Here is a 13,068-nt window from a genome sequence, read left to right on the forward strand (position 1 = left end):
CTGCCGGTATGACGGTGACACCGACTGTCGGCGAGGAGGCATCCGATGAACACTGCCCGGGAGACCGTGGAGGTGGACCCGGCCCTGTTCCGGGCCGTGTACGACTCACCCGCCTCACTGCCGGGGCGGCACCGCTGGACCACCCCGGAGCACGACGTACGCCGGCTGGAGAAGCTGCTCGGCATGCCGGCGCAGAGCATCGGCGCACCACTGTGGGTCAGCGGCGACCAGCCGGACTGCCCCAAGTGTGGACGCCGGACCACCTGGCTGGACATCGTCGCCTCGGCCCTCAAGGGGGTGCATGACCCGCTGATGATCGCCACGGTGATCCTCGGTGACCGTCGCTACGTCAACACCGAGATCCCGGACGGGATCGCCGGGGTGCACTGCCTCGACTGTCACACCCCGGTCACCGGCCTGCGCAGCTTCAAGTGCCACAACTGGGCGTACGCCTTCGAGGAGCTGGCGGTGGTGCGGGAGCGGATGCGGGGCGGGTCAGGCCCGGCGGGCGGGCCGTCGGCCGGGCGGTGACGGCGGTTCCGGCCCCGGGTCGGGCAGCTGCGGCAGGGGCCGGGTGACCGCCGCCGCGCCGCTGACCGTGACCGCCTCCCCGGCGTGCCGCAGCGCGACGGTCGTCTCCGGGCCGGCGTCGGGCAGCTCGTAGCGGGCCCCGTCGCGGGTCAGCGTGACCCGTAGCCGCTGCCCGTGCCAGCGCAGGTGGAAGGCGAGCCGGTCGATCCGGGCCGGCAGGCGGGGGTCGAACGACAGCTCGCCGGTGTCGTCGCGCAGCCCGCCGAAGCCCTCCACCACCGCCGTCCACGCCCCGGCCAGGGCCGCCAGGTGCAGCCCGTCGCCGGTCTTGTCGCCGAGGTCGGCGAGGTCGTGCAGGGCCGCCTCGGCGAGCAGGTCGTACGCCAGGTCGAGGTGGCCCAGTTCGGCGGCGAGCACCGCCTGGGAGCCGGCGGACAGCGACGAGTCGCGGACGGTACGGGCCTGGTAGTAGGCGAAGTTGCGGGCCTTGGCCTCGGCGGTGAACTCCCCCGGGCAGCGTTGCATGGCGAGCACCAGGTCGGCCTGCTTGACCACCTGCCGCCGGTACAGCTCCAGGTAGGGGTAGTGCAGCAGCAGCGGGTAGTCGTCGTCGGTCATCGCCGCGAAGTCCCACTCGGGTTGCTCGGTGAAGCCCGCCGCCTGCTGGTGCACCCCGCGCTTGCGGTCGTAGGGCAGGTGCACGGCGTCGGCGGCGGCCCGCCAGCCGGCGATCTCCGCCGGGTCGACGCCGAGCGCGGCGGCCCGCTGCGGGTGCCGTCCGGCGGCGTCGGCGGCACCCCGCAGGTTGCGCCGGACCATCAGGTTGGTGAAGACGTTGTCGTCGACCAGGGCGGCGTACTCGTCGGGGCCGGTGACGCCGGTGACGTGGAACGCGCCGTCGTCGGACCAGTGGCCGTAGCCGGCCCACAGCCGGGCCGTCTCCACCAGCAGTTCCAGCCCGGTGTCGGCGAGGAACTCCTCGTCGCCGGTGACCGTGACGTAGCGCAGCACCGCGTCGGCGATGTCGGCGTTGACGTGCAGGGCGGCGGTGCCGGCCGGCCAGTAGCCGGAGCACTCCCGGCCGCCGATGGTGCGCCAGGGGAAGGTGGCTCCGGTGAGCCGCAGCTCGGCGGCCCGCTCCCGGGCCTGCGGCAGGTGGGCGTGCCGCCAGCGCAGCGCGCCCCGGGCCACCCCGGGCAGCAGGTACGTCAGCACCGGCAGCACGTAGCTCTCGGTGTCCCACAGCACGTGCCCGTCGTAGCCGTTGCCGGTGAGTCCCTTCGCCGCGATGGTCCGGTCGCCGTCGGCCCGGCCGGCCTGGAGCAGGTGGAACACGGAGAACCTGACGGCCTGCTGGAGTTCGGGGTCGCCGTCGATCTCCACGTCGGCGGTGCGCCACCGCTCGTCGAGCACGGCCCGCTGGTCGGCCAGGAGCGCGTCGAACCCGTGCCGGCGGGCGGCGTCGGCCTCGGCGGTGACCAGGTCGGCCAGCTCGTCCGGGGTGCCGCCGTCGACCGGGGCGCACTCGTACGCGGCGTACTTGGTCAGCCGCAGCCGGTCGCCCGGGGCGAGTCGCCCTTCGACGGTCGTGCGCAGCCGGTCCGGGGTGTGGTCGTCGCCGTCGGTGAATCCCGCCGGCGCGTCCGTCTCGTGGGTGACCGCGACGGCGACCCGTTGGGCGCTGCTGTCGGTGCGGTGCACCAGCACGCCCCGGTGGCCGTCGGGGCGGTGCAGTTCGGCGTGGAGCGGGTCGTGCACGACCGAGGCGGCCCGGGGGTCGTCGGCGCGTTCGGGCACCCGCTCGTTGGCCAGCACGTCCGAGCAGACCCGGATCTCGACCGGTCGGTCGTCCAGCGGCTCGACCTCGTACCTGACGGCGGCGACGGCGTGCCGGGGCAGCGAGACCAGCCGGGTGCTGCGGACCCGCACCCCGTGCCCGGCCGGTGAGATCCAGTCGGTGCACCGGCGCACCACGCCGGCCCGCAGGTCGAGGGTGCGCTCGTGGGCGCGGACGGTCCCGGTGCGCAGGTCGAGGGGTTCGCCGGCCACCCAGAGCCGGATCAGGGCGGCGTTGGGTGCGCTGATCACGGTGTCGCTCTCCTGCGGGAAGGCGTACCCGTCCTCGGGGTAGCGCTGTCGCCGCCGCTCGTGGAACCCGTTGAGGTAGCTGCCCGGCATGCCGTAGGGCTGGCCCTCGTCGAGGGTGCCCCGCCAGCCCACCCAGCCGTTGGACAGGGCGAAGACCGACTCGGTCTCGCCGAGCCGGTCCAGGTCGGTGGCGGTCCGCCGGATCTGCCAGGTCTCGTCCGTCTGCACGGCGGGGAGGTACCCGGCGGCGGTGGGCGGCCAATCGCGGGGACCGCTGTGAACTCGCTGTGACGGAAGCGGGGATCAGCCCCGGCATCGCGCACCATGTGACCGCTCCACCCGGTTCCTACGCCTCGATAGGTCTAAAAGAGGTATGACACTTCGGTGAGGTGAGTGATGAAACAGACGATTACCACAGACATTCCCGATATCAGCGAGGAGTGGTACCGCGACGTCGTCGACGTTGCCGATACCGCCCCGGCCCCGGTGCAGTGGTTCGCGGTGCACTTCACCGAGGGGGTGATCCTGCTGCTCGGCCTGATGCTGGTGGCCGTCGCCGTGCCCCGGCTGCGCCGGCCCGACCCGTGGGGCCGGGCCCTCGCCCTGGTCGCGCCGGCCACCGTCGTCCTGGCGTACGGGTGCAGCGAACTGCTCAAGTCGCTGGTCGACCAGGAGCGGCCCTGTCGGGGGGCGGTCACCATCCTGGCCGCACCGTGCCCGCCGACCGGTGACTGGTCCTTCCCGAGCAACCACGCCACGATCGCCGGGGCGCTGGCCACCGCCGTCCTGCTGCTGTCCCCGCGATGGGGTCTGCTGGCCGCCCCGCTGGCCCTGCTCGCCGCGTTCTCCCGGGTCTTCGTGGGCGTGCACTACCCGCACGACGTCCTCGCCGGCCTGCTGCTCGGTCTGGCGGTGACCCTGCTGGTCACCCTCCCGGCGGCCCGGCCCCTCGCCGAGATGCTGCGCCGGCACTCCGACCCGGCCACCCGGGAGGTCGACCGGGGTCAGCGGGTCGGCTGAGCCGGGTCAGCCGACCAGCAGGAGCGCGGCACAGGTGCCGGCCACCAGGAACGGCCCGAACGGCAGGTGGCTCGACCACCCGACCCGGCGGCTGGCCAGCAGCGCCACCCCGACCAGCGCCGACAGCAGAAAGGTCAGCACCAGCCCGGTCACCACCGCCCCCCACCCCTGCCAGCCGAGCAGCGCCCCCACCCCGAGCGCGAGCTTGGCGTCGCCGAGGCCGAAACCCCGCCGGCCGAGCAGCAGTGTGGTGGTGGCGAAGGCCAGGCCGAGCGCCACCCCGGCGGTCACCGCCCGCAGCCACGCCCCAGCCTCCGCCCCGGTCGCCGCGGCCACCCCGAGCAACGCCCAGGTGCCGACGGCGGCGGGCCAGGTGAGCCGGTCCGGCAGCCGGTGCACCGCCAGGTCCACGAGTACGAGCGGGACCGCGCAGCCGAGCCACCAGGCCAGCGCGGCCCGCTCGGCCAGCGGCCCGTCGACCAGCACCAGCACCGCCACGGCCACCACCAGCAGCGCCTCGACCGCGAAGGGCGCGGCACCGACCCGGCCCGCACAGGCCGGGCAGCGGGCCGTCGGCCCGAGCGCCGGCAGCGGCCGGTCCAGCCCGACCGCGGCACCGCAGCCGTCGCACCCGGCCCGGTCGGCCACCCCCGGGGGTACGGCGTACCGGGCGACCGCGAGCCGCAGCACCGGTGCGACCGTCAGCATCCCGGCCAGTCGACGGAGGACAGACACGGAGCGTGACGTCCGGACGGGGTCGACGTAACGGTCCGATATCAGGTCGGTCTCCGCAGTGGAGACCTGAGCGTCCCCCGCCCCGCCTGGCGCTTCCGGGGCATCGATCGTGACCTTCGGGGAACGGATCGGGCCGGCCCGCTCGACCCGTCCCGTATCCTCCGGCGACGCAGGCGGTTCGCCTACCGGGCCGACCCGATCGGCCGGCACCGGCCCACGATCGACGGGCACCGGTGACACCGGCCGGACACCCTGGACATCGCCCACCTTCGGTCACTCCTGCCCATCACGGTGAGTGCTCGGATGAATTGCCTCTGTTGCATCGGCGCACGTCAGCCTATGCTCGCCCCTTGGGTACGACGCAACCCCGAGCAGCCGCGTCGGACGCCAGAAACCACCCATCCGCACAGATCCGCACAGGTAAATGCCGCAGCACCCGGAACTGTCCGATCGACATCACCCCGGAGTACCGCCGCATGCCCGGAGGCCGCCACGACCGTCGCCACCGGGCGCCACCGAGGAGGGCAGGGCAATGCGTACAGGGCGATTCCGCCACTGGACCAGCTGCCTCGTCGTCGCCGTGGTGGCCGCCCTCGCCGGCTGCGCCGACCCGCCGGAGCCGACCTCCGCCCCCGCCCCCCGACCGGCCAGCGACGACCGCCCACCCACCGAGGCGGAGCAGGCGGCCGAACGGGCCGCGCTGGCCGCGTACGCCGGATATCTGGAGGCCTCCCGGGAGGCGAGCCGGGACAGCGACCCCTTCTATCCGAAGCTGACCCGGTTCCTGGGCGACCCGCTGCTCACCCGGGTCCGGGTGGCGATCGACGACGCCCGCCGGCACGGCGCCATCCGCACCGGGACGTTGAAGTCGGAGCCCTCCGTCACCTCCGTCAGCCTCGACGGCCGCCCGGCGACCGTGGAGATCCAGGACTGCCTGGACGCCACCGGCTACCGGCTGGTCTACCGCAAGGACAAACGGGTGGTGCCCGGCTCGGCCGGCACCCGGCACCTGGCGACCGCCACCGCGACCCGCTACCCGGACGGCCGCTGGCTGATCAACTCCGGTGCCGCCCACGAGGACCAGCCATGTTGACCCGGGAAGGAACGCCCGTGCCGACCCATTCCGCCACCCTCCCCCAGGCCGGTCCCGAGCCCGCGGCCCGCCGTCTGCTCCGACCCGTCGGCGGCCTGCCCCGCCGGGTGCTCGCCGGCCTGCTGCTGGCCGTGCTGGTGGCCGTGGCCGCGCCACCGGCCCCGGTGCAGGCGGCCGGCCCGGGGGTGCAGTGCCCACCGGGCCAGAACGACTGCAGCATCTGGGACGACGACCCGGGCACCCCCGGTGACCCGGGCGGCGGGACCGGGCCGGGCAGCCCGAACAGCCCCGGTGCCGCCCCGAAGTGCCAGTGGAACGGCAAGCCGCTGCCCTGCTACAACCCGCAACTCGGCTGGTTCGACAACGCCAGCGGCTGCTACTACAAGGTCGCCGAGCCGCAGGAGGAAGCCCCCGAGGGCAAGGTGTGGTACGTCCGGACCTGCAACGGCGGTGACCTGGGCGCGCAGTCGACGGTGCTGCTCGACGGGCCGCCGCCCGGGTTCGGCACCCCGCCCGACCCGGAGGAACTGGCCCGCCGGGCGCTCGCCTCGATCAGCCTGCTGCCGCCCCGGGCGTCGGTCGCCCCCCGGCGCAGCCTCGGCCCCGGCCTGGTCGGCCTGCCGGTCTGGATGTGGGCCAGCAGCGGCCGGAACTACTTCGGCCCGCTCCGCGCGTCGGCGAGCGACAGGGGCCTGACCGTACGGATCACCGCGCAGGTCCAGCGGATCGTGTGGGACCTGGGTAACGGCAGGAAGATCACCTGCCACGGCCCCGGCACGCCGTACAAGGCGACCGGCCCGAACGCCGGCAAGAAGTCGCCTACCTGCGGCTACGACGGCTACCCCAGGGTGGGCAACTACCGGGTCAGCGCCACCACGTTCTGGAACGTGCACTGGGTCGGCGGTGGCCGCAGCGGCGACATCGCGCAGACCCGGACCAGCGGCGTCGTCGACATCCAGATCAAGGAACTCCAGGTGGTGACCCGATGAGCGTCGGAAGTGAGCAGGTCTTGCGAGCCCCGCAGTCGCGAACGGAGATCGCCCAGTGAGTCTGGCCACCCGCGATGGAGTTCCGGTGGATGCGCCGATCGCCCCGCCCAAGGTGGTCCGGCAGCGCCGTACCCGGCCCGGCCTGCTCGGGCTCGCCGTGCTGCTGATCGCGTTGGGTGGCCTCGGCGCGGCCTTCGCGGTCACCTCGGTGCGGGCCACCGGCAGCTACCTGGCCATCGCCCGCCCGGTCGAGGTGGGCCGCGTCCTGACCGCCGACGACCTGGTCAGCGTGCAGGTGTCCGGGGGTGCCGGGCTGTCCCCGGTGCCGGCGAAGAAGCGCGACGAGGTGGTCGGCAAGCGGGCCGCCGTGTCGCTGGTCCCCGGGTCGCTGCTCACCATGGCGCAGCTCACCGACGCCCCGCTGCTCGGCCAGGGGCAGCAGCAGATCGCGCTGGGCCTGGAGCCGAGCAGGGTACCGGCCCGCAAGCTGCATCCCGGTGACAAGGTGCTGCTGGTCAGCACCCCCGACGAGGACTCCGACAACACGCCGTCGTCGACCCGGTTCACCGCCACGGTGATCGACACCCTCACCCCGGAGAACGACGACGTGGTGATCTACCTGGCGCTCGCGGTCCGGGACGTCCCGGCGGTGGTGGTGCTGGCCGCCCAGGAGCGGATCGCCCTCGTGCTGACCGAGGCGGCCTGACCATGGCCATCATCGCGCTGGTCTCGGCGAAGGGGTCGCCCGGCGTCACCACCGCGGCGCTGGCCTGCACCCTGAGCTGGCACCGGCGGCTGGTGCTCGCCGAGTGCGACCCGGCCGGCGGCTCGGTGCTCGCCGGCTACCTGGGCGGCCAGCTCGACGGGCCGCGCGGCATCGGCGAACTGGCCGTGCGTGAGCTGCGCGACGGCAGCCTGGAGTCGACCTTCTGGTCGCAACTGGTCGACCTGGACGCGCCGAGGCGGGAGCGGCTGCTGCTGCCCGGCGTGGTGGACCCGGCGCAGGTCGGCAGCGTCGCCCCGCTGTGGCAGCGGTTCGCCGACTTCTTCCGCACCCTGGAGAAGGGCCGCCCCGGCTACGACGTGATAGTCGACTGTGGACGCCTCCAGGTCTTCGGGCCGCCCTGGCCGCTGCTGCGCGCCGCCGACGTGGTGCTGCTGGTGACCCGGGCGCAGCTTCCCGGCCTCTCCGGCACCCGGTCGATGATCCGGGCCATCGAACGGGACTTCACCGACCACCGGGTGCCCCCGGGCACGCTGCGGCTGGTGGTGGTCGGCGACGGGCACGGCAAGGCCGAGATCGGCAAGGCCCTGGGGGTGCCGGTGATCGCCCGGTTGCCGGAGGACCCGCGTACCGCGCAGGCGCTCAGCTTCGGCGGCACGGTCCGCGCCGGACGGCCGCTGATGCGCGCGGCGACCGCGTTGGAGGCCCCGGTGCGGGAGCTGCTGGAGCAGCGGCGGGCCCGGTTGGCCTGGCCGGCCCCGGCGCAGGGGGTGCCGGATGCGGTTTGAACCGGTCTCCCACGACCCGCGCACCCCGCCGCCGGGGGTCACCTCCACGATGCCGCCGCTGGCCCCGGTGAACGGCAGGCCCTACGCCCCCGCCCCGTCGTCGCCGCCGGCCACCGCCCCGCCGCCGCCCGCGCCGACCGCGCCGCCCCGGCCGAAGGTGGACTTCGCCGTGGTCCGCGAGCTGCGCCGGGAGCTGAGCGAACGGCTCACCCAGTGGCAGCGCGGCCGGGAGTTCGACGCCGACGCCGAGGAGGTCGAGCGGGCCCGGCTCGCCGTCGCCGTGGTCTCCGGCTACGCCGACGCGGTACGCCGGGCCGGCACCCCGCTCAGCGCCGACGAGGAACGGACCCTGCTCGACCAGGTGACCGCCGAGCTGGTCGGGTTGGGCCGGCTACAGACCCTGCTGGTCGACGACACCATCGAGGAGGTGCACATCCTCGGCTGCGACCAGGTGCGCATCACCCGGCACGGTGGTGGCGTCGACTGGGGTGAGCCGATCGCCGACAGCGACGACGAGCTGGTGGAGATCCTCCAGGCGGCGGCCCGGCGGGCCGGGGCCACCGAGCGGTCGCTGTCCACCTCGAAGCCGACGCTGGACCTGCAACTACCCGACGGCAGTCGGTTGGCGGCGGTGTTCCTGGTCAGCCACCGCCCCTACGCGGTGATCCGTAAGCACAACACGCTCGACGTCAGCCTCGACGACCTGGCCGGCAGCCGCCCCGACCTGGACGAGATGATCGACCCGCTGCTGCGCGACTTCCTCCGGGCGTCCATGCGGGCCGGGTTGAACATCATGGTCGCCGGGCTGGCCGGGGCCGGCAAAACCACGGTCATCCGGGCGTTGATGGACGAGATCCCGCCCGACGAGCCGTACGTGCTGCTGGAGGAGAGCCGGGAGCTGCTGCCGGCCCGGCGCGGCGACAAGCACCGGGCGGTGATGAGCTTCGAGGCCCGGGAGGGGCACGGGGAACGCGGCCTGGACGGTCGGCCCGCCGGTGAGGTGAGCATCGCCGACCTGATCCCGGTGTCGCTGCGGATGGGCGTGCTGCGGATCATCGTCGGTGAGGTCCGGTCCCGGGAGATCGTGCCGATGCTCCAGGCGATGACCACCAGCCGTGGGTCGATGTGCACCATCCACGCCCGTACCCCGGCCGGGGTGAGCGAGCGGATCATCGAGCTGGCCCTGGCGCACGGCCGGGAGATGACCGTCGACCAGGCCCGCCGGATGGCCGGCAACGCCCTCGACCTGATCGTCTACGTCACCGTCGAGGACGAGACCGCGATCGGCGGACGCAAGCACCGGTTCGTCTCCCACGTGGAGGAGGTGATCGGGGTCGGCGACGCCAACCGGATCACCACCACCACCGTCTTCGGGCCCGGCCCCGACGGTCGGGCCATCCCCCGCCACCTGCCGGAACGGGTCCGTGGTCAACTGCTGCGGGTCGGCTACGACGCCCGGCTGCTGTCCCGCTTCATCGAGGCCGGCGCGGGCGCGTGGCGTCGTCCCCGGCACAGCCGTCTCGCCCCGGCGGTGCGCCGATGAGCACCATCGAACTGCTCGCGGTGGTCTCCGGCACGGCCTGCGTCGGCGGGATGGTGCTGGCCGTGGTGGCACTGTTCGGCACCACCAGACCGACCCGTCCGGCGCGGAGTTCGACCACCGGGCTGCGCCGGCTCTGGCTGGGCTCCGGCACCAACCGGCGGGACCAGCGGGCGCACCAGATGACGTTGGCCGCGGCGGCGGTGGCGGGGGCGCTGGCGTTCCTGCTGACCGGGCTGCCGGTGGTGGGGCTGATCGTGGCGGTGGCGGTGCCGGGGGTGCCCTGGCTGTTCGCGGTGGGCCGGGCCGAGGAGCGGGCGATCACCCGGATCGAGGCGGTCGGCGAGTGGACCCGCCGGCTCAAGGACGTCTCCAACACCGGGCAGGGCCTCCAGCAGGCGATCGTCACCACCATCGCCACCGTCCCGGAGGAGATCCAGGAGGAGGTACGGCTGCTCGCCGCCCGCCTCCAGGCCGGCTGGACGGCCCGGTCCGCCCTGCTGGCGTTCGCCGACGAGATCGGTGACCCGGTCTGCGACCAGGTGGTCGCCGCGCTGATCCTGCACCTGACCGACCGGGGCGAGCGCCTCGGCGACGTGCTCGGCTCCATCGCGTCGGCCGCCTCCGCCGAGGTGGCCACCCGACGCGAGGTGGAGGCCAAGCGCACCCAGCCCCGGTTCGCGGTCCGCTTCCTCACCGGGATGACCCTGGCCGTGCTGGCGTACGGGCTGGTCAACACCGAGTACGTCAGGCCGTACGGGACGTTCTTCGGTCAGCTGCTGATGGCGGTGCTCGCCACGGCGTTCATCGCCCTGCTGGCCTGGGTACGCGCGATGAGCCAGCCCCCGCCACCGCCCCGGTTCCTGCCGAGGCCCGACCCGGCGGAGGTGGTCGCGTGACGCTCAGCTGGCAGCTCACCATCGCGGTGCTCGGCGGGGCGGCCATCGGGCTCGGCCTGTTCCTGCTGGTCCGGGAGGCGTTGCCGGCTTCCCCGGCGCTCGGCCCGGCGCTGCGCCGGCTGCACCAGCCCCCGGGCACCGCCGTGGCCGCCGGACGCGGGCCGGACTGGTTGGGGGGCTTCGCCCGCTGGCTGCGCCCGCCGCACCGCCAGCTCGCCCTGCTCGACCAGACCCCCGAGCAGTACACCATGTCGATCCTGCTCTCCGCCCTGGTCGGGTTGGCCACCCCGACGGTGGCGGGGGCGCTGCTCTTCCTGGCCGGGGTGAGCATGCCGGTGGTCGTACCGGTGCTGGGCAGTCTGGGGTTGGCGCTGGTCTGCGCGCTGCTCGCGCACCGCACGGTGCTGACCAAGGCGGACACCGCCCGGGAGGAGTTCCGCGCGGCGGTCTGCACCTACCTGGACCTGGTGGCGTTGCAGTTGTCGGCGGCGCACGGCCCGGTGCAGTCGCTGGAACGCGCGGCGGCGGTCTGCGACGGCTGGGTCTTCGCCCGCATCAGGGAGTCGCTGCGGATCGCCCAGATGCAGATGCACTCGCCCTGGGACGAGCTTCAGGACCTGGCCGAGAAGATCGGCATCCCGGAGCTGGGTGACGTCGGGGCGATCATGCGGTCCTCCGGCAGCGAGGGCGCCCAGGTACACGAGACGCTACGCAGCCGCGCCGAGTCGCTCCGGGACCAGATCCGCACCGACAACCTGGCCCGCGCCGAGGGCGTCACCAGCCGGCTGGACATTCCCGGCTCGCTGCTGGTCTTCGTGCTGCTGGCGTTCGTCCTCTATCCGTTCGTCGCCCGCCTCTGAACGAACCCACCTCCCCAAGGAGTACTGCCATGCACCTCGTCACCTTCCTCTACGTGGCCACCGTGGCCCGCCTGGCCGAGCTACGCCGCGAGGCGGAGCGGGGCGACAGCCCCGTACCGACCGCTGTGATCATCGCCGGCCTGGTCGCCGCCGGGATCGCCGTCACCGCGCTGGTGACGACCAAGGCCGAGGCATGGATGAACGGCATCCCGACCAAGTGACAGGCATCCTCCCGGCCCACCCGTGCCGGGACCGGACGGCCCCCACCGCCCGGTCCCGGCACGCACCCCGGCGCGTACCCGACGCCGGGCGTGCCGTGCCGGCCGGGCTCCGTGCCGCCGGCCGGGCCGCCCGTCGCCGGCTCACCGACGGGGGTACGGACCGGGGGGCCAACCCCGTGGAACTTGCCGTGGTGATGCCGGCGGTGCTGGTGCTGCTCTTCGGCTCCATCCAGATCGCCGCCTGGTTCGTGGCCCGGTCGACGGCGATGCACGCCGCCCAGAGCGGGGTGAACGCGCAGCGGGTTCTGGAGGCGCCGGCCGGGGCGGGTGAGGCCCGCGCCAGGCACTTCCTGGGTGCCGCCGGGGACTGGCTGGTCGGCGCGAAGACCACCTGCGTCACCACCGCGACCGAGGTGACCTGCACGGTCACCGGCAAATCCCTGAGCGTCATCCCGGCCGTCCGGTTCGACGTCCGGCAGACCGCCCACGGCACCGTCGAACGGTGGACGAACCCGTGACCGGCCACCCGCCCCCGCGCACCGAGCGAACCTGGCGTGACCTGCTGACCCGGCCCGCCCGGGGGGAGCGGGCCGTGGCCCACGCCCCGCGGTCCGGCTGCCCCGCCGAGACGGTCGTGCACGCCGCCGGGCGCACCCCGGGCGATGTGCCGGTGGACCGTGCTGCGGGGCGTACCCGGGGATCGGTGTCGGTGGAGGTGGCGGTGCTGGCCCCGGCGTTCCTCGCGCTGCTGATGCTGGCCGGGGTGGCCGGTCGGGTCGCGGTCGCCGACGAGGCGGTGGAGGCGGCGGCCCACGACGCCGCGCGGGCCGCCTCGATCGCCCGCGACGCCGGCACGGCGGAGAGCGCCGCCCGGTCGGCCGCGCGCCGGCAGCTCGACTGGCGGGGCCTCAACTGCACGAGCGCACCCCAGGTCACGGTCTGGGGTTCCACCCGCAACGCCGACCACACGTCGCTGGGCACGGCGTTCCGCAGTGAACTCGGCGAACCGGTGAGCATCTGGGTCCGGGTCAGCTGCACGGTCTCCTTCGCCGGGATGCGCTTCCCCGGCCTGCCGATGGGCGACAGGCGGGTCGAGGCCACGTTCGGCTCGCCACTGGACCGCTACCGGAGCCGGCAGTGACCGCCCGTCCGACCGGTGACGAGGGCCGGATCAGTCTGTTCCTGGCCGTCGCCATGATCGGCGTGCTGGCGGTGATCGGCGTTGCCTACGACGGCGCGGGTCAGCTGCGTACCCTGCAACGCGCCGACGACCTGGCCGCCGAGGCGGCCCGCAGCGGCGGCCAGGTGATCGACCGGGCCGCCGCGATCGAGGGCCGGCCCAAGGTGATCGACGAGCCGGGCGCCCGCGCGGCGGTCGCGCAGTACCTGCGGGGCAACTCCGACGTGACCGGGCAGCAGGTCAGCTTCCCGGTGGTCGCCGGCGAGAAGCAGATCAGGGTACGCGTCACCGTCGTCTACCGCCGGCACCTGCTCGGCCTCATCGGCATGGACCGAACCGTCACCGTGGCCGGCGAGGCGACCGCCCGCACCCTCACCGACCGACCATGAACCCGCTGGCC

Annotated in this window: 15 protein-coding genes; 13 read left to right on the forward strand and 2 right to left on the reverse strand. The window is 74.2% G+C overall.

From position 1 onward, the window contains the following. Positions 1-45 precede the first annotated feature (45 nt). Positions 46-531 (forward strand): hypothetical protein, encoded by a 486-nt coding sequence (locus Q2K16_RS19235; RefSeq protein WP_302739011.1) that lies wholly within the window; start codon positions 46-48, stop codon positions 529-531. Here Q2K16_RS19235 and Q2K16_RS19240 read toward each other — a convergent pair. Next, positions 496-2,847 carry a glycoside hydrolase family 65 protein gene (locus Q2K16_RS19240; protein WP_302739012.1) on the reverse strand — a complete coding sequence of 784 codons (2,352 nt, stop codon included), beginning with the start codon at positions 2,845-2,847 and terminating at the stop codon, positions 496-498. The two genes, Q2K16_RS19235 and Q2K16_RS19240, sit on opposite strands and share 36 nt — an antisense overlap. Before the next feature lie 168 nt (positions 2,848-3,015). On the opposite strand from Q2K16_RS19240, the gene Q2K16_RS19245 reads away from it, so the two are divergent. Then, the gene (locus tag Q2K16_RS19245) at positions 3,016-3,639 is read left to right on the forward strand and encodes a phosphatase PAP2 family protein (protein WP_302739013.1); all 624 of its coding nucleotides are present in this window, start codon (positions 3,016-3,018) and stop codon (positions 3,637-3,639) included. Positions 3,640-3,645: 6 nt separating this feature from the next. Here the strand turns inward: Q2K16_RS19245 and Q2K16_RS19250 are convergent, their stop codons facing one another. Next, positions 3,646-4,347 (reverse strand): prepilin peptidase, encoded by a 702-nt coding sequence (locus Q2K16_RS19250; protein ID WP_302739014.1) that lies wholly within the window; start codon positions 4,345-4,347, stop codon positions 3,646-3,648. A gap of 559 nt (positions 4,348-4,906) precedes the next feature. Between Q2K16_RS19250 and Q2K16_RS19255 the strand changes: the two genes are divergently transcribed. The 11 genes from Q2K16_RS19255 (at position 4,907) to Q2K16_RS19305 (ending at position 13,057) form a co-directional block, all read left to right on the forward strand. Next, positions 4,907-5,467: a hypothetical protein gene (locus tag Q2K16_RS19255; protein ID WP_302739015.1), complete on the forward strand. Its 561-nt coding sequence runs from the start codon at positions 4,907-4,909 to the stop codon at positions 5,465-5,467. Between the two features lie 17 nt (positions 5,468-5,484). Beyond that, the gene (locus Q2K16_RS19260) at positions 5,485-6,456 is read left to right on the forward strand and encodes a hypothetical protein (protein ID WP_489671785.1); all 972 of its coding nucleotides are present in this window, start codon (positions 5,485-5,487) and stop codon (positions 6,454-6,456) included. 55 nt (positions 6,457-6,511) lie between these two features. Beyond that, complete coding sequence (locus Q2K16_RS19265) at positions 6,512-7,162, forward strand: SAF domain-containing protein (RefSeq protein ID WP_302739017.1); 651 nt, start codon at positions 6,512-6,514, stop codon at positions 7,160-7,162. Positions 7,163-7,164: 2 nt separating this feature from the next. Next, a complete protein-coding gene (locus Q2K16_RS19270; RefSeq protein ID WP_302739018.1) occupies positions 7,165-7,968 on the forward strand; it encodes a CpaE/TadZ family protein in 804 nt (267 codons plus the stop codon). After that, positions 7,958-9,511: a TadA family conjugal transfer-associated ATPase gene (locus Q2K16_RS19275; protein ID WP_302739020.1), complete on the forward strand. Its 1,554-nt coding sequence runs from the start codon at positions 7,958-7,960 to the stop codon at positions 9,509-9,511. The genes Q2K16_RS19270 and Q2K16_RS19275 overlap by 11 nt, the downstream gene beginning before the upstream one ends. After that, complete coding sequence (locus Q2K16_RS19280) at positions 9,508-10,407, forward strand: type II secretion system F family protein (RefSeq protein WP_302739021.1); 900 nt, start codon at positions 9,508-9,510, stop codon at positions 10,405-10,407. Before Q2K16_RS19275 ends, Q2K16_RS19280 begins: the two co-directional genes overlap by 4 nt. Next, entirely contained in the window at positions 10,404-11,267 is an 864-nt protein-coding gene (locus Q2K16_RS19285; protein ID WP_302739022.1) for a type II secretion system F family protein, read from the forward strand. The genes Q2K16_RS19280 and Q2K16_RS19285 overlap by 4 nt, the downstream gene beginning before the upstream one ends. A gap of 29 nt (positions 11,268-11,296) precedes the next feature. Beyond that, a complete protein-coding gene (locus tag Q2K16_RS19290) occupies positions 11,297-11,488 on the forward strand; it encodes a hypothetical protein (protein WP_302739023.1) in 192 nt (63 codons plus the stop codon). After that, on the forward strand, positions 11,461-12,006 hold the full coding sequence (locus Q2K16_RS19295; RefSeq protein ID WP_489671786.1) for a TadE family protein: 546 nt from the start codon (positions 11,461-11,463) through the stop codon (positions 12,004-12,006). The genes Q2K16_RS19290 and Q2K16_RS19295 overlap by 28 nt, the downstream gene beginning before the upstream one ends. Positions 12,007-12,158: 152 nt before the next feature. Continuing rightward, positions 12,159-12,629 (forward strand): TadE/TadG family type IV pilus assembly protein, encoded by a 471-nt coding sequence (locus tag Q2K16_RS19300; RefSeq protein WP_302746539.1) that lies wholly within the window; start codon positions 12,159-12,161, stop codon positions 12,627-12,629. 53 nt (positions 12,630-12,682) lie between these two features. After that, entirely contained in the window at positions 12,683-13,057 is a 375-nt protein-coding gene (locus Q2K16_RS19305; RefSeq protein WP_145922502.1) for a hypothetical protein, read from the forward strand. The last annotated feature ends 11 nt before the right edge of the window (positions 13,058-13,068 follow it).

This window comes from Micromonospora cynarisoli (genome assembly GCF_030518815.1).
Classification (GTDB): Bacteria; Actinomycetota; Actinomycetes; order Mycobacteriales; family Micromonosporaceae; genus Micromonospora; species Micromonospora wenchangensis.

Coding starts and splice junctions, on each gene's coding strand:
- Q2K16_RS19275 (WP_302739020.1), top strand. CDS start 7,958: ATGCGGTTTGAACCGGTCTCCCACGACCCGCGCACCCCGCCGCCGGGG.
- Q2K16_RS19255 (WP_302739015.1), top strand. CDS start 4,907: ATGCGTACAGGGCGATTCCGCCACTGGACCAGCTGCCTCGTCGTCGCC.
- Q2K16_RS19270 (WP_302739018.1), top strand. CDS start 7,165: ATGGCCATCATCGCGCTGGTCTCGGCGAAGGGGTCGCCCGGCGTCACC.
- Q2K16_RS19305 (WP_145922502.1), top strand. CDS start 12,683: ATGATCGGCGTGCTGGCGGTGATCGGCGTTGCCTACGACGGCGCGGGT.
- Q2K16_RS19250 (WP_302739014.1), bottom strand. CDS start 4,347: ATGCTGACGGTCGCACCGGTGCTGCGGCTCGCGGTCGCCCGGTACGCC.
- Q2K16_RS19290 (WP_302739023.1), top strand. CDS start 11,297: ATGCACCTCGTCACCTTCCTCTACGTGGCCACCGTGGCCCGCCTGGCC.
- Q2K16_RS19295 (WP_489671786.1), top strand. CDS start 11,461: ATGGATGAACGGCATCCCGACCAAGTGACAGGCATCCTCCCGGCCCAC.
- Q2K16_RS19235 (WP_302739011.1), top strand. CDS start 46: ATGAACACTGCCCGGGAGACCGTGGAGGTGGACCCGGCCCTGTTCCGG.
- Q2K16_RS19245 (WP_302739013.1), top strand. CDS start 3,016: ATGAAACAGACGATTACCACAGACATTCCCGATATCAGCGAGGAGTGG.
- Q2K16_RS19280 (WP_302739021.1), top strand. CDS start 9,508: ATGAGCACCATCGAACTGCTCGCGGTGGTCTCCGGCACGGCCTGCGTC.